At 75.2% G+C, this 14871-nt stretch carries 13 protein-coding genes; 6 read left to right on the top strand and 7 right to left on the bottom strand.

The features are described from left to right. Complete coding sequence (locus tag ASF47_RS22180) at positions 1-501, top strand: MarR family winged helix-turn-helix transcriptional regulator (RefSeq protein WP_082500089.1); 501 nt, start codon at positions 1-3, stop codon at positions 499-501. Positions 502-532: 31 nt separating this feature from the next. Here ASF47_RS22180 and ASF47_RS06700 read toward each other — a convergent pair whose 3' ends face one another. Continuing rightward, positions 533-2164 (bottom strand): acyl-CoA dehydrogenase family protein, encoded by a 1632-nt coding sequence (locus tag ASF47_RS06700; protein ID WP_056863232.1) that lies wholly within the window; start codon positions 2162-2164, stop codon positions 533-535. Positions 2165-2259: 95 nt separating this feature from the next. Between ASF47_RS06700 and ASF47_RS06695 the strand changes: the two genes are divergently transcribed. Both ASF47_RS06695 and ASF47_RS06690 read left to right on the top strand, forming a co-directional pair. Beyond that, on the top strand, positions 2260-2985 hold the full coding sequence (locus ASF47_RS06695; protein ID WP_235558664.1) for a PaaX family transcriptional regulator C-terminal domain-containing protein: 726 nt from the start codon (positions 2260-2262) through the stop codon (positions 2983-2985). A gap of 72 nt (positions 2986-3057) precedes the next feature. Next, positions 3058-3993, top strand: a complete 936-nt coding sequence (locus ASF47_RS06690) for an SGNH/GDSL hydrolase family protein (protein WP_082500088.1) — start codon at positions 3058-3060, stop codon at positions 3991-3993. A 3-nt stretch (positions 3994-3996) separates the two neighbouring features. Here ASF47_RS06690 and ASF47_RS06685 read toward each other — a convergent pair whose 3' ends face one another. Next, positions 3997-5340, bottom strand: coding sequence for an FAD-dependent oxidoreductase (locus ASF47_RS06685; RefSeq protein ID WP_056863230.1), 1344 nt, complete (start codon positions 5338-5340; stop codon positions 3997-3999). 1044 nt (positions 5341-6384) lie between these two features. Between ASF47_RS06685 and ASF47_RS06680 the strand changes: the two genes are divergently transcribed. Beyond that, a complete protein-coding gene (locus ASF47_RS06680) occupies positions 6385-7032 on the top strand; it encodes a hypothetical protein (protein WP_056863229.1) in 648 nt (215 codons plus the stop codon). On the opposite strand, the gene ASF47_RS06675 is transcribed toward ASF47_RS06680, so the two are convergent. Next, the gene (locus ASF47_RS06675) at positions 7029-9242 is read right to left on the bottom strand and encodes a PAS domain-containing hybrid sensor histidine kinase/response regulator (protein ID WP_056863228.1); all 2214 of its coding nucleotides are present in this window, start codon (positions 9240-9242) and stop codon (positions 7029-7031) included. The genes ASF47_RS06680 and ASF47_RS06675 overlap by 4 nt on opposite strands. Positions 9243-9304: 62 nt before the next feature. Further along, the gene (locus ASF47_RS06670; RefSeq protein ID WP_056863227.1) at positions 9305-9934 is read right to left on the bottom strand and encodes a hypothetical protein; all 630 of its coding nucleotides are present in this window, start codon (positions 9932-9934) and stop codon (positions 9305-9307) included. Between the two features lie 102 nt (positions 9935-10036). Here ASF47_RS06670 and ASF47_RS06665 point away from each other — a divergent pair, with 102 nt between their 5' ends. Both ASF47_RS06665 and ASF47_RS06660 read left to right on the top strand, forming a co-directional pair. After that, positions 10037-10411: an Hpt domain-containing protein gene (locus ASF47_RS06665; protein ID WP_056863226.1), complete on the top strand. Its 375-nt coding sequence runs from the start codon at positions 10037-10039 to the stop codon at positions 10409-10411. Beyond that, on the top strand, positions 10404-11612 hold the full coding sequence (locus ASF47_RS06660) for a sensor histidine kinase (protein WP_056863225.1): 1209 nt from the start codon (positions 10404-10406) through the stop codon (positions 11610-11612). The genes ASF47_RS06665 and ASF47_RS06660 overlap by 8 nt, the downstream gene beginning before the upstream one ends. Positions 11613-11622: 10 nt before the next feature. Here the strand turns inward: ASF47_RS06660 and ASF47_RS06655 are convergent, their stop codons facing one another. The 3 genes from ASF47_RS06655 to ASF47_RS06645 form a co-directional block, all read right to left on the bottom strand. Beyond that, positions 11623-12396 (bottom strand): TauD/TfdA dioxygenase family protein, encoded by a 774-nt coding sequence (locus ASF47_RS06655; protein WP_056863224.1) that lies wholly within the window; start codon positions 12394-12396, stop codon positions 11623-11625. 72 nt (positions 12397-12468) lie between these two features. Then, positions 12469-13521, bottom strand: a complete 1053-nt coding sequence (locus ASF47_RS06650) for a D-alanine--D-alanine ligase family protein (RefSeq protein WP_056863223.1) — start codon at positions 13519-13521, stop codon at positions 12469-12471. A 1-nt stretch (position 13522) separates the two neighbouring features. Continuing rightward, a complete protein-coding gene (locus tag ASF47_RS06645) occupies positions 13523-14869 on the bottom strand; it encodes an ATP-grasp enzyme (protein WP_056863222.1) in 1347 nt (448 codons plus the stop codon). Between the last annotated feature and the right edge of the window lie 2 nt (positions 14870-14871).

The raw sequence follows: 14871 nt of genomic DNA, 5'->3' as shown, positions 1-14871 counted from the left end.
ATGTCCTCCACCACGTTCGGCACCACGTCCGGCACCACGTCGGGCACGACTTCCGGGACCGTCGCGGTCGGGCACGAGCTCGACGCCCTGCTCTGCTTCGACCTCTACGCCGCCTCGCGGGCGGTGACGGCCGCCTACCGACCGATCCTCGAGGACCTCGGGGTCACCTACCCGCAGTACCTCGTGCTCGTCGTGCTCTGGGGCCGCGACGAGTGCGCGGTCAAGGACCTGGCCGCCACCCTGCGCCTCGACCACGCCACACTGACGCCCCTGCTGCGCCGCATGGAGCAGGCCGGCCTGGTCACCCGCCGCCGCAGCACCGCCGACGAGCGGGTGGTGCTGGTCGCCCTCACCGCCGCCGGGGAGGCGATGCGACCGGAGGCCGAGCGGGTGCAGTGCCGGGTCGCGGAGGCGCTGGGGGTCACCGCCGAGCAGGCCGTGGCCCTGCGCGACCTGCTGCGCGGCGTCACCGCGTCGGCCGGCCGCTCCCTGGAGGGCTGACCCGGGTCCGGACGGGTCAGGGCACGACGGGTCAGGGCACCTCGACGAGCGCGCGCTCGACGACGGGGTCGAGGTCGAGACCGGGCGGCAGCGTGCCGAGCGCCCCACCCCAGTCGCGCCCCAGGCGCGAGGCGCAGAAGGCGTCGGCGACGGCCGCGGGGGCGTGCCGCACGAGCAGCGAGCCCTGGAGCACCAGCGCCAGCTGCTCCACCACGCGCCGCGCACGCACCTCGAGGTCGTCGAAGGAGGTCAGCTCCTTCTTCAGCCGGGCCAGGGCGTCGTCGAAGCGGCGGTCGGCGCCCGCGGCCAGCTCCACCTCGCCGAGGAACGCGTCGAGGGTGTGCGGCTCGCGCCCCAGGGCGCGCAGCGCGTCGAGGGCGGCGACGTTGCCCGAGCCCTCCCAGATCGAGAGCAGCGGCATCTCGCGGTAGAGCCGCGGCAGGTCGGAGTCCTCGATGTAGCCGTTGCCGCCGAGGCACTCCAGCGCCTCCCCCACCGCGACGGGCGCGCGCTTGCACACGTAGTACTTCGTCACGGCCAGGCCGATGCGGCGCAGCGCCGCCTCGCCCTCGTCGCCGCGCACGGCGCGGTCGTTGGCTCCGGCCAGGCGCAGCATCGTCGTCGTCGCAGCCTCCGACTCCACCGCCAGGTCGGCCAGCACGTTGCGCATCAGCGGCTGCTGCAGCAGCGGGCGACCGAAGGCCGCGCGGTGGCGGGCGTGGTGGGCGGCCTGCACCAGGCCCGCGCGCATGCCGGCCGCGGAGCCGATGACGCAGTCGAGACGGGTCATGTTGACCATCTCCACGATGGTGCGCACGCCGCGCCCCTCCTCGCCCACGAGCCAGCCGACGGCTCCGTCGTACTCGATCTCGCTGGAGGCGTTGGAGCGGTTGCCGAGCTTGTCCTTGAGCCGCACGAGGCGCAGCGGGTTGCGTGCGCCGCCCGGCAGGACCCGCGGCACGAGGAAGCACGACAGACCGCCCGGCGCCTGGGCGAGGGTGAGGAAGACGTCGGACATGGGTGCGCTGGTGAACCACTTGTGGCCGACCAGCAGGTGGGTGCCGTCGCTCTGCGGTGTGGCCGTGGTGGTGTTGGCGCGGACGTCGGAGCCGCCCTGCTTCTCGGTCATCGACATGCCCGCGATGAGCCCGCGCTTGGTGTCGGGGTCGCGCAGGACGGGGTCGTAGTCGCGCCCGGTGAGCAGCGGCTCGAGGCGCGCCGAGAGGTCGGCGTGCGCGCGCAGGGCGGGCACGACGGCGTAGGTCATGGAGATCGGGCAGGTGTGGCCGGCGTCGACGTTCCACACCATGAAGCGGCCCGCGCGCGCGACGTGGGCGCCCGGGCGGTCGTCGGCCCAGGCGGCGCCGTGCAGCCCGTGCGCGACGGCGGTGCGCATCAGCTCGTGGTAGGCCGGGTCGTAGACGACCTCGTCGATGCGGTGGCCGTAGCGGTCGTGGGTGTGCAGCACCGGGCGGTGGCGCTCGGCGAGGCGGCCGAGCTCCTGCGCCTCGGCGCTCCCGGCCAGACGGCCCAGGGCGGAGACCTCGCCGAGCGCCCACCCGGCCCCCTCGCGCTCCAGGCCCTCGCGCAGGGCGGCGTCGTCGCTGGTGTCGTGCCCGACCAGCGGCGGCACCTGGTTGAGCACCTCGTGGGTCGTGGTCATGGGCCCTCCTGGGATCGACGCGTCGGGCGACTGACATTACGTCTGGCGTGACAGGCGTGTCCAGAGGCGTAATGCTCCTGTGGTTGACTCGACCGGTGCCCGAGGTCAAGCCGCTCCCCGCCCGCTCGGTGGTGCTGAGCCTCCTGCTCGGGGCCCACCCGCGACCGCTGACCGGGGCCGAGCTCGTCGGGGCCGGCGAGCACCTGGGGATCGCGCCCGCCACGGTGCGCGTCGCCCTGAGCCGTGCGGTCGCCGCCGGCGACGTCACCCGCGAGGGCGCCGAGCACCGTCTGGGCCGCCGCCTGGTCGAGCGCCGCGAGCGCCAGGAGCACACCGCGCGCGCCGCAGCGTGGGACGGCGACTGGGAGATGGTCGTGGTCACCGTGGCCGGACGCCCCGGCACCGAGCGCTCCGCCCTGCGCTCCCGGATGGCCGCCGCCCGTCTCGCCGAGCTCCGGGAGGGGGTCTGGACCCGGCCCGCCAACCTCGAGCGCCCCACCCCCGCCGACCCGACCACCACCCTCTTCCGCGCCCGCCCCGACGACGACCCCGCAGCGCTCGCCGCCCGCCTGTGGGACCTCCGGGGCTGGGCGGAGGAGGCGGAGCGGACGACGGCCGCCCTCGCGGAGGCGGCCACGCCGGCGACCCGGCTCGCCCTCGCCGCGCGGCTGGTGCGCCACCTCGCCGCCGACCCCCTGCTCCCCGCCTCGCTCGAGCCGCACGCCTGGCCGGCCGCGCGGGCGCGTGCGGCCTACGACGACTACCAGCGCGACCTCGTGGCCGAGGTGCTCGGCGGGACCGTGGCCTCCTCGAGCCCTTGACGGGGGCGGGAGCGCCCCGTAGAACGCTGTGACGGGCACCACCTCGCCCGTCCCCCCGTCGACGGAGAACCGATGCGCCCACGCACGCCCGCCCGCCCTGCCGTCCTGGCACCCGTCCTGGCCGCGGTCCTCGCGCTGGCCGCGACCCTGCTCGTGACTCCCGCCACCGCCTCCGTCACCGGCTCGGTCACGGACCGCGACGGCCGGCGCGACCTGCGCGGCGCCCTGGTCGACGGGGGGCGCTACGTCGCCCTCGGCGACTCCTACAGCGCCGCCTCGGGCGTCCTGCCGCCCGACCCGACGGCGCCGCCCCAGTGCCTGCGCTCCACGCTCAACTACCCCCACCTCATCGCCGAGCGCACCGGTGCGCGCCTGGTCGACGTGACCTGCGGCGGCGCGGAGACCGGCGACTACGCCGAGGGCCAGTACCCCGGCGTCGCACCGCAGCTCGACGCGCTCAACCGGCGCACCCGCCTGGTCACGATGACCATCGGCGGCAACGACAGCGGCGTCTTCATCGGCTCGATCCTGTCCTGCGGCGCGCTCGGGGTGCTGTCGCTGGGCCAGGGCAGCCCGTGCAAGGACCAGTTCGGCTCGAGCTACGAGGACACGATCCGCGACACGACCTACCCCGCGATCGTGAAGGTGCTGCGCCAGGTCGCACGTCGCGCGCCCCGCGCCGAGGTCGCGATCCTCGGCTACCCGTGGATCCTGCCGCGCACCGGCGGGTGCTTCGACCAGATGCCGGTCGCCGAAGGCGACGTGCCCTACCTGCGCAGCCTCCAGGCCACGCTCAACGACGCCGTGCGCCGCGCGGCGGCGGCCACCGGCTCGACGTACGTCAACCTCAACCGGGTCTCCGAGGGCCACGACGCCTGCCAGGAGGCCGGCGTGCGCTGGATCGAGCCGGTGCTCCAGGGCACCAACCCGGTCATCGTGCACCCCAACGCGATCGGCGAGGCCCGCATGGCCGCGCGGGCCATGCGGGTCCTCGACCTGGTGCCGTAGCGGTCAGCCCTGGGAGATGCGCAGCATCTCCTCGCGCGGGACGACCTTGATCCGCTCGCGACCCGAGGCCTCGCCCAGCGAGACCTCGTGGGCGTCGAGACGCTCCCAGCCCTCCCAGGTGGTGACGGCGACGCCGCGGTCGAGCAGGAGCTCGACGATGCCCTCGGGATCGCTCACCTCGGGGGCGGGGGTCTTCTCGAGGTCGGAGAGCAGGTGGCGCACGGTCTCGCTGGCGTCGGACTTGGTGTGGCCGATGAGACCGACCGGCCCGCGCTTGACCCAGCCCGTGACGTAGAGCCCGGTGAGCTGGATGCCGTCCTCGTCGACGACCCGTCCGCCGTCGTGGCGCACCACGCCACGGACGTCGTCGAAGGGCACGTCGGCCAGGCTGGAGGAGCGGTAGCCGATCGCGCGGTAGACCGCCTGGACCGGGGTGTCGACGAACTCGCCGGTGCCGCGGGCGTTGCCGGTGCCGTCCATCTCGGTCTTCTCGGTGCGGATCGCGACGACCTTGCCGTCCTCGCCGAGGATCTCGACCGGGGCGTGGCACATGTGGATGTGGATGCGGTGCTGGGCGCCGGTCGGCTCGGCCTCGAGGTACTTGAGCAGGGTGTCGACCACGAGGCGGACGCCCTTGTTGCTGCTGATGCGCGACTGGCCGTCGTCGTCGATCTGGAAGCCCTCCTCCTCCACGAGCACGTCGATGCTCGGGGAGTGGGAGAGCTCGCGCAGCTCCATGGGGGAGAACTTGATCTCCGCGGGGCCGCGGCGCGCGAAGACGTGCACGTCGGTGGCCTGGTTGGCCTTGAGGCCCTGGTAGACGTTGTCGGCGATCTCGGTGGTCAGCTGCTCGTCGGCGGGCTTGGCCAGCATGCGGGCGACGTCGAGCGCGACGTTGCCAGCGCCGATGACGGCCACCGAGCGGGCGTCGAGCGGCCACTCGGAGGGCACGTCGGGGTGCCCGGCGTACCAGCTGACGAAGTCGGCCGCGCCGTGGCTGCCCTCGAGGTCGACACCGGGGATGTCGAGGGAGCGGTCCGACATGGCGCCGGTGGAGAAGATCACCGCGTCGTAGTGGCGCTTGAGCTCGTCGAGGGTGACGTCGCGGCCGTACTCGACGTTGCCGAGGAAGCGGATGGAGTCGCGGTCGAGCACGCGCCGCAGCGCCTTGACGATCTCCTTGATCCGCGGGTGGTCCGGCGCCACGCCGTAGCGGACCAGGCCGTACGGCGCGGGCAGCCGCTCGACCACGTCGACGCTCGCGCCTTCGTGCTCCTTGGTCAGGATGTCGGCCGCGTAGATGCCCGCGGGACCGGCACCGACCACGGCGACCCGGAACTTCCTCATGACTGCTCACTCCTGATGCGAGAGGGACGGCGCGCAGGTCGCGCACCGAGGACGGGCGCACCTGCGCCCTGCACCAGCATCACGGGCCCCGCCAAGCCGCAGTAGGGACCGATCCGCTGTGAGGTCACAGGATACGGCTGTGACCTAGGTCGCTCCCCCGGATCCGACTGTGACGTCGACCGTCACACCGCCGCGCGACGGTCGCCCGGGCGGCCCCACGACCCCGGTGGTCGAGAAGGGAGCCCGTCGAGACGCTCGCTGCGCTCGCTCCTCAGGAACCACGCCGGCGACCGTCGCTCCTCTGGACCGTCGCGTCGTGACCCGTCGGTGTCCGAGTGGTCGGTAGGGGTCTCGGGCACCCGGCCCCGGACGGTCGGTCGCCGCGAGCGCTGCAGACCCGCCACGCGCGGCTGCCTCCGGTCCCCGGCCGGCCAGCCCGAGAAGTGGCGGCGTACGACGGGTCGAGGGCTGCCGCAGGTGTCGTCTCCCGCCACTACGCACGCTCGGTCACCGCGAGCGCCCGCCAGCACCGGCCGGCCCCGCGGGGCTGCCCCCGGTCCCCGGCCGGCCAGCCCGAGAAGTGGCGGCGAACGACGGGTCGAGGGCCGCCGCAGGTGTCGTCTCCCGCCACTTCCCCGCACTCGGTCGCCGCGAGCGCCGCCGACCCGCCACGCGGGGCTGCCTCCGGTCGCCGGCCGGCCCGCCCGAGAACTGGCGGCATACGACTGGTCGAGGGCCGCCGCAGGTGCCGTCTCCCGCCACTACGCACGCTCGGTCACCGCGAGCGCCCGCCAGCACCGGCCGGCCCCGCGGGGCCGCCTCGCGTCGCCGGCCGGCCCGCCCGAGAAGTGGCTGCGTACGACCGGTCGAGGTCTTCGTGAGACCGGTGACCGACTCGACCCCACCACCGCCGGAGCCGTCGACCGCCCCACCTGGACCAGCCCCCACGGCTGGACCACGCCGGTCCGCACCGGCTGAGCCGAGCGGTCCAGGGAGGGTGAGGCAGGCTTGCCCCATGACGTGCCCCCTGACTGGTGAGGCCCGATGACGGGCGACGAGAGCCCGGCGGAGACCAGCGAGCGCCTCGCGGCCTGGCTGGAGCGGCTGGGGCTGGCCGACCAGCTGGGGGCGGCCGGACTGCCGACGCTCCACCGCGACGGCGACGGCCACGCGCGGTGGACCGACCCGCGCACCGGGGAGCCGCTGGGAGCCGACCAGCTCGCCGACCTCGACAGGCTGCTGCACGCCGAGGGCGACGAGCCCGAGCACGCCGTGCCGGTGCCGCTGGTGCAGCTGGCCCAGCAGGCGCGGGTGCGGGCCGAGCTGGTGGCGAGCCCGTGGCACGACTACGCGTCGCTGGCGGCCCTGCGAGGGGCGACGCTGGAGGCCACCCGCTTCGACGTGCACAAGGCGGCGGGTGCCCACCGCCTGCTCGTCGTCAGCCGGGAGCAGGCGATGGTGCCGGCCTTCCAGCTCGACGCGGCGGGGAGGGTGCGCGACGAGCTCGCCGCGGTGCTGACCACGTTGCTCGAGGCCGGCACCGACCCGTGGCGCGCCTGGGCGTGGCTGACCCGTCCCGCCGCCCTGCTCGGCGGCCTCGTGCCCGAGCAGGCCGCCGCCGACCCCGAGACCACCGACCTGGTGCACCACGTCGCCGTACGGCTCGCCGAGCGCGCCACCGCGACGGGCTAGCGGGCGGCGACCCCGGTGTGGGTCCGCACCACGTCGAGCAGGGAGGCGAGGCTGACCGGCTTGGTCAGGTAGCCGACCGCGCCGGCTGCGAGCATGCGGTCGCGGTCGGCAGGGAGGACGTTGGCGCTGAGTGCGACCACGGGCAGGCCGGGGTGCTCGAGGGCGACGACCTGGGTCGCCTCCATCCCGTCCATGACCGGCATCTGCATGTCCATGAGGACGAGGTCGAAGGGCTCGCCCCGGCCCGCGGCCGACCGCACCGCCTCCACCGCGGCGAGACCGTCGGGCACGACGACGGCGTCGAGGTCGCAGCGCCGCAGCATCGCCGTGATCACCTTCTGGTTGATCGGGTCGTCCTCGGCGACCAGCACCCGCAGCGCGGCTCCGACGTCGGCGGTGAGGGCGGCACCGACCGGGGGCGCCGCGGTCTCGGCGGCACCGACGGGCGCCAGGGGGAGCCGCACGGTGACGGTGGTGCCCTCCCCCAGCACCGAGGTCAGCGACATGTCGCCGCCCATCGCCCGGGCGAGACCGCGCGAGATGGCGAGGCCGAGCCCGGTGCCGCCGTGGCGCCGGGTGGCGGACACGTCGCCCCGGGTGAAGGGCTGGAAGAGCGAGGGGATGCGCCACTGCGGCACGCCGATCCCCGTGTCACGGACCTCGAGGACGACGGCGCCCTCGCTGTCGCGCGACACCTCGACGGCCACGCTCCCGGTGTCGGTGAACTTCACGGCGTTGCCCACCAGGTTGACCAGCACCTGGCGCAGGTGGACGACGTCACCGCGCACGCGGTCGGGCGCCGAGGAGGTACGCCGCACCTGCAGCTCCAGCCCCTTGCCCTGCGCCTCGCTGGCGAACATCGCCGCCACGTCGTCCACGGTCTCGACCAGCGACAGCTCCGCCTCCGAGGAGGTCACCCCGCCGGCGTCGAGCGCGGAGAAGTCGAGGATGTCGTTGACCAGGCTCAGCAGGTGCCGCCCGCTGCGCTGGGCGGTGAGGGCGAAGTCGCGCTGCTCGGGGTCGAGCTCGCCCGCGGCCAGGAGCTCGGTCAGGCCGAGCACCGCGTTGAGCGGGGTCCGGATCTCGTGCGACATCGTGGCCAGGAAGGCGGCCCGGTCGGCGGCTGTCGCCTCGGCCTCGCGGCGGGCGACCTCCAGCAGCGCCGACGCCTCGCGGCGCTCGGTGACGTCGGACTGCACGGCCACGAACCCGGTGAGCGCGCCGTCTCCCTGCGCGGCCTCCTCCCGCAGGGGGGTCACGTCGAGCGCGACCCACATCTCGTGCCCGTCGCGGTGGTAGTTGAGCACCTCGGCGGTGAAGCGCTCCCCGCGCCGCAGCCGCTCCCCCATCTCCCGCACCGTGGCGGGGTCCGTGCCCGGCCCCTGCAGGAAGTCACCCGGCGAGCGTCCCACCACCTCGGCCAGCGCCCAGCCCGTCTCGGCCTCGAAGGCGGGGTTGACCCAGATGATGCGCCCGCGCACGTCGGTCCAGACGACCATGGTCGAGGTGGCGTGCACGATGTGGGCGTAGCGCTCGAGGTCCTGGTTCAGCGTCACCAGGGCCTCGCGGTCGGCCTCGCGCTGCCGCGAGGCGCGCCGCGCCACGACCAGGCCGAGGACCAGCGCGAGCAGGCCGAGGGCGAAGGTCGCGAAGAGACCGCCGACCATGAGCCGCGCCCCCGACAGCAGACGCTCGGCGTCGTCGTTGGCCAGCCCCGCCTGGGCCTTGCGGTTGTTCTCGCCGTCGGAGACGAGCTGGTTGTAGGACCTCTCCAGCTCCATGACGTCCTGCCGCAGCGCCCGCACCGCCGGTCCCTCGGCGCCGGGGCGGTCCGCGACGTTGCCCAGGGCCTCGAGCCTGGGGAGGAGGTCGTCGTCCCAGCGCCGCTGGTCGGCGCGGGCGAGGGCCAGCAGGTCCTCGGCGCGCAGGGTCTGCTCCTGGTAGGACAGCGAGCCCTCCTGCACCCGCTGGCTCACCAGCTGCCCCTGGAGGTCGAGCTCGTCGGCGCTCGCGCCGTCGGCGAGCATGGTGTCGAGCAGCAGGAGCTCGCGCTGCACCTGGGTCAGGGTCCTGACGTTGGCGTCGACGATGGCCTGGGTGTCGCCGACGCGTCCCGAGAGCAGCCCGACCTGGCGCAGGGTCGCCACCGAGAGCACCAGGGTCACCACGAGCATCGACAGCGCCAGGGCCAGGAGCACCGCGCCGGGCACGCTCGGCGCCCTCCGGCTCCGGCGGCCGCGTGCAGGCGCTCCACCCGCGAGCGGCCGGGGGTTCATCGCAGGGTGATCCGGTCGAGCTGCCACACCCACCGGGCGTCGTACTCGGGGCTGTCGAGCTCGGGCGCGCCCTCGGTCGGGTAGACGAAGCGCGTCGGCCCGTAGCCCGCCACGTCCATGGGCTCACCGTCGGTGCGGGTCGCCAGCATGAGCGGGTACGCCGACGCGTCGGAGACCGGGACGTCGGCGGTGTAGTCGTTGATCGCGTGGGTCGCCATGACCGTCGCGTCACCGGCTCCGGACACCTCCAGCAGCGTGGCCACCAGCGGGCCGGAGAAGGTGCGGCGGCCACCGGTGGCCTGGTCGTCGTCGGCCTCGTAGGACACCGAGCCCAGCCGGTCGAGCAGGGCCCGGTCGAGCTCGAGCCGGTCGCCCACGTTGTGCACCGAACCGCCCGTGATGGTGAGCACCACGGGCCCGGTGGGCGCGGGCACCTCGTCGCCCGGCTCCAGCGTGGCCGGGGCCAGCGTCGTCACCTCGGCCACGGGCGGGGCACCGGCCGCGGAGCCCGGGGCGTCAGGTGCCTGCGAGCAGGCCGAGCCGAGCGCGAGCAGCAGCACCAGCGGAGCGGCCGCCCGGACCGTGGCGCGGGCGGTGCGGGAGAGTCGGGTCGTGAGGTCGTCCACGGGCCCATGATCGGCAGGCCGCACCACGCGCAGCAGCACATGCGGGCTCAAGAATTCGTCAAATTCCGCTCCACGACGCCGCCGTCGTGATGACCTTCTCCCATGCACCCTCCGTGCCCGTCGAGCGACGCCGACGCCGAGCCCCTGCTGGCCGCCGGCGACCTCGTCGAGGCCGTGGGCGCACCGCTCGCGCGGGAGGTGCTGGGCGACCTGGTCGCCGGCCTCGGCGCCCGCGTCGCGGCCGTGCACGACGCCGCGTCCGCGGGCCAGGAGGAGGAGCTGCGCAGGGCGTGCCACGCCCTGCGCTCGGCGGCCGCCCAGGTCGGCGCCCGGCGCCTGGCCGCGACGACGACCGCCCTGGAGCGGTCGGGGGCCGGCGCCGCGCTCCAGCGCCTCGACGAGGTGGCGGCCTCGACCGCGCAGGCGATCGGCTCCTGGCTGACCCGGTCCTCCTCCGACGCGCCGACCCGTGGCTGACACTGCGGCGCCGACCGGGCACGACGCGCTCCGTCGCCGCCTGGAGGCGGCCCGCGCCGACGGTCCGGTGAGCCGCGAGGGTCTCGGTGCGGTGGCCGCGGAGTGGCTGCGCGGCGCCCTGGGCACCGACTCGGCGTGGTTCCAGCAGCCGGGGGGCGGCTCGGACCCGGTCGCGGCCTGGGCCGAGCTGGGCGCCGAGCCCACCGACGACCGGCGCACCACGACGGCCAACCCCACGCTCCACGACCACCGCGGCCGGCCGCGTGCGATGGGCGCCCTCGGCGCCGTGTCCGTGCAGGGGGCAGGGGCAGCCGACCTGGGCCACCTGGTGACCTGGTCGCGGGCCCCACGGGCCTGGACGGCGGCCGACCGTCGACTGCTCCGCCGGGCCGCCGACGGCCTGGCCGTGGCGCTCGACGGGGTCACCGCCCCCTCCGAGGCCGAGCGGGCGGCCGAGGACCTCGACGCCCGCACGACCGCTGCGGTGACCCTGCTGTCACACGAGCTACGCACGCCCCTGACCGTGCTGATGGTGGCCGTGGAGATGCTCCTGGACGGACGCCCCGGTCCGCTGACCCCGCAGCAGCAGCGCGTCCTGGAGCGCATGCAGGCCGCCACGGAGCGTCTCGGGCGCGTCGCCACCGACGCGGTCGCCCTCGTCAGCGCGGGCACCGAGGCCGGTGACGCCGGCGCGCCCGACGGTCGCGGCGTCCGGCCCTCCTCCGACCTCGACGGCGTCCTCGACCTGGTGGCGCAGACCGCCTCGGGGCGCACCTACCGCCACGGGCACCGCATCGCCGTGCGCCGCGCCCCCACGCCCCCCGGCCTCCTCGTGCTGGCACCGGCGGCGGAGCTCCGCGAGGTGCTCGAGCGGGTGGTCGACAACGCGGCCAAGTTCTCCGCCGCGGGCACCGACGTCTTCGTGGCCGCGTGGCTCGCCGACGAGAGCACGGTGGAGATCATCGTCTCCGACAGCGGCCAGGGCATCCCGCCCCAGGACGTGGCCGCCCTCGGCCGGCCCTTCGCGAAGTCGTCGCTCTCGCTGCACCGGGAGGACCAGGGGCTGGGCCTGGGGCTCGCGGCGGCGCAGCGCATGGCCGAGGCCTGGGGCGGCTCGATCGAGCTCGACGCCCGGCCGGGCGAGGGCGTCACGGTCGTGGTGCGGATGCCGGGAGGCGTCCTGGCCGCGCCGCGGGGCTGAGCCGGTCGGCTCAGGCGGTCACGGCGTGGTCGGCGACCATGCCGCGGTGCATGACGCGGTCGCCGACGACGCCGGAGTGGTCGGCGCGGTGCAGCACGCAGGCGTTGTCCCAGATGACCACGTCGTGGGGGGCCCAGGTGTGGTCGAGGGTGTTCTCGGGGCGCGTGGAGTGCTCGTAGAGCCGCGCCACCAGCGATGCCGACTCCTCCTCGTCGAGCCCGCTGACCGCGGCGCACCGCGACAGCGTGGTGAGGTAGAGCGAGGGCCGACCGGTGACGGGGTGGGGCCGCACGACGGGGTGCTCGGCCGCGGACTCGTCGTCCTCCTCCAGCTCCACACCGGTGACGACGTGGGTGATCGTGCGGCCCTCGACCCGCTCGCGCAGGTCGGGGTCGAGCGACTCCAGCGCGAGGTACTGGTTGGTGAACTGCGTGGCCCCGCCCCGCTCGGGGATGCTCACGGCGCGCAGCGCGGTGTACGCCGGGGGCCGCGCGACGTAGCTGGTGTCGACGTGGAAGGTGCTGCGCGGCGGGGTCTCGCGCCCCACGTTGCTGATGAGGTTGAGGTCGGGGTGGCCCTCGACGGGCGTCTCGCCCCGGGTGAAGGTCAGCTCGCCCAGCGAGCGCAGGAACGCGAGGAACTCCTCGTTGCCCACCTCCTGGCCCGGCAGCACCACCACCCCGTGCTCGGCCAGCAGACCCGGCAGCGCGGCGCGCAGGCCGGGGTCGTCGAGGGCGACGTCGCTGACGCGGGCGCCGACGGGGTGCAGGATCTGGGTCTCCACGGGGTTCTCCTCGGGGTCGGGCGGTCGGTCGGGTCGGGCGGTCGGGTCGGGCGGTCGGGTCAGGCCGTCGGGTCAGGGGTGGGCGAGGGCGTCGTCGGCGGCGAGGCGGAAGAGCTGCGGCAGGTCGATGCCGGCCGCCCGCGCCATCACCGCGACCACGCTGGTGCGGGCGTAGGAGCAGTAGAGGCCGGCCTCCAGGAACCACGGCTCGCCGTCGGGGTCGATGCGGAAGTCGAAGAGGCCGTAGTGGCGGCAGCCGAGCGCGCGGTAGGCCCGCCGCGCGGCAGCCCAGACCCGCTCGCAGACCGGGTCCTCGGGGTCGACGATCCAGGCGTGCTCGGCGTCCTTGGCCACCAGGGCGAGGTCGCCGTCGTCGGCGCGGCGCAGCTTGTCGGCCTGGTCGCGCACGGGCTTGGTGTCGGTGTCGACGGCGTACTCCTCCAGCGGCAGGCACACCAGCTCGCCGTCGACCTCGACCACGCCGCAGCGCACCTCGCGCCCCAGCGGCACGTAGGTCTCGACCAGCGCGCGCCCGCCGTGCTCGCGGGCGGCCCCGACCGCCGCGGCGAGGTCGGCCGGGTCGTGGACCAGGGTGACCCCGACCGAGTTGTCGGCCGCGACGGGCTTCACCACGACCGGCAGGGCCAGGTCGGCCGCCCCGGCCTCGGGGCCGCCGGGCACGACGTAGGCCTCGGGCACCCTGACGCCGGCGGCGGCGACCACCGCGCGGGCCAGCGCCTTGTCGGCGCCCAGCGCCATCACGGCCGGCCGGTTGCCGACGTACGGCAGGCCGAGCAGCTCCAGCAGCGCGCGGTGGTGGGTCATGCCCGAGAGGCAGAACATCTGCGGCACGACCAGGTCGACGCCCAGCCCGGCGACCACGCCGACGGCCTCGGCGAAGGGCACCGGGTCGGCGGCGGCCAGCGCGGCCGGCGACAGGTCGGCCGGGAAGCGCCACGACCCGTCGGGGCTGACGTGGGCGACGAGCGCGACGTAGCGCTCGGGGTCGGCGACGGCGGTGAGGCAGTCGCGGGCGTAGAGCAGGGAGACGTCGGCGAGGAAGTCGTCCTCGGCGGAGCCGGCCAGGTGGAGCACCCGCAAGGGTCCGGTGCTGTGCTCTGCCATGTCAGTCGCCTCCCGGCTCGACGAGCTTGCCGATGTTGAGGTCGACCTTGGTCCACGGCCGCAGCCGGCGCAGGTTCTGCAGCAGCAGCGACGGCACGTGCACGTGGTGGAGCATGAGGAAGGGCAGCGGGTCGGCGGGGTCGAGCACGGCGTCGCGGCCCCGCGCGAGGGTGCGCAGCCGGCCCGGCAGGGTGCGCGGGTGGCGCAGCCCCTGCCACAGCTCGTGGTAGGTCCAGTGGGTGGGTCGACCGCCCCGGGGCGGCTCGACGGCGGGGGCGTCGTCGTCGAGGTAGGCCGCCGCGACGCCGGGGTGACCGTGCAGCAGGGTGATCGCGGAGTGGGTGCGCGGGTTGCACTCGATGGCGCGCACGACGCCCTCGGCGTCCTCGATGAAGTCGAAGGACAGCTGCCCGGTGAGGCCGTGGGCCGCGACGTAGGTCTCGACCCACTCCCGGATGGCGGGCTTGTCGACCATCTCGTAGGTCAGCTGCCAGGCCGAGGAGCGGCAGCAGATGTAGACCTGGAGCCGACCGTCGCGCACGGTGCCGTGGGTGCAGTACTCCTCGCCCTCCACGAACTCCTGGAGGATGAAGGGGTGCCCCGGCGAGATCGGGAGCCGCGCCAGGTGGGCGGCCGTCTCCTCGCGGGTCGCCAACGGCAGGCGGGTGAGGTCGAGGCGCCGCACGGGGTCGTAGGGGATCGACTTGAGGATGTAGGGCCGCGCGGAGCGCGAGAAGTCGAAGTCGAGCACCTGCTGCGGGTCGGTGATCCGGTGGGTGTCGGGCACCGCGAGGCCGAGCGCGGCGGCCGACTCGGCGAAGAGGTGCTTGTCGTCGACGCGGCGCAGGTCGTCGGGGTCGAGGTGGACCACCTCGCAGTGCGGCTCCAGGACCCGCTTGGCCTCGGCGTCGGCGATGCTCGCGGCCGGCGAGCAGACCGGCACGTAGACGTCGACGCCCTCCTGCCGCACCACGCGCAGCAGCGCCGCGGCGTAGTCGGGCGAGGAGATGTCGGGCACGACGTGGAAGGCGTCGACGGCGCGCGAGAAGCGGTGGCCGGTGAGCCGGTAGCGCCGGGTCTCGACCATGACGACCCGGTGCCCCGCGAGGTGCATCAGCCGCGCGATTTCCAGCGCCTTGGTCATCTTCCCCCCGCTGACCAGCACCGTACGTCGCTCCGCCGCGGCCGCGCCGGGGTCGGGTCGGGCGCCGCGGGCGGCCCGCCCGCGCGCGGCGGCGACGCCGGTGACGACCAGGTCGACCGGCAGCGTGGCCTGCAGCAGGGCCAGCGCGCCCATGGTCTTGGCGAGGGTCACCGCGCCGGTCGCGGCGCTCGAGAGGGCGGCCACGG

The organism is Nocardioides sp. Leaf285 (assembly GCF_001422955.1).
Taxonomy (GTDB): Bacteria; Actinomycetota; Actinomycetes; order Propionibacteriales; family Nocardioidaceae; genus Nocardioides; species Nocardioides kribbensis.
Note: the sequence above shows the minus strand (reverse complement) of the source record. Positions and strands in the feature narration are given on the sequence as shown.

Bases quoted from the DNA above. Each gene is read 5' to 3' on its own strand.
- ASF47_RS22180 (WP_082500089.1), top strand. From the start codon at position 1: ATGTCCTCCACCACGTTCGGCACCACGTCCGGCACCACGTCGGGCACG.
- ASF47_RS06700 (WP_056863232.1), bottom strand. From the start codon at position 2,164: ATGACCACGACCCACGAGGTGCTCAACCAGGTGCCGCCGCTGGTCGGG.
- ASF47_RS06690 (WP_082500088.1), top strand. From the start codon at position 3,058: ATGCGCCCACGCACGCCCGCCCGCCCTGCCGTCCTGGCACCCGTCCTG.
- ASF47_RS06685 (WP_056863230.1), bottom strand. From the start codon at position 5,340: ATGAGGAAGTTCCGGGTCGCCGTGGTCGGTGCCGGTCCCGCGGGCATC.
- ASF47_RS06680 (WP_056863229.1), top strand. From the start codon at position 6,385: ATGACGGGCGACGAGAGCCCGGCGGAGACCAGCGAGCGCCTCGCGGCC.
- ASF47_RS06665 (WP_056863226.1), top strand. From the start codon at position 10,037: ATGCACCCTCCGTGCCCGTCGAGCGACGCCGACGCCGAGCCCCTGCTG.
- ASF47_RS06650 (WP_056863223.1), bottom strand. From the start codon at position 13,521: ATGGCAGAGCACAGCACCGGACCCTTGCGGGTGCTCCACCTGGCCGGC.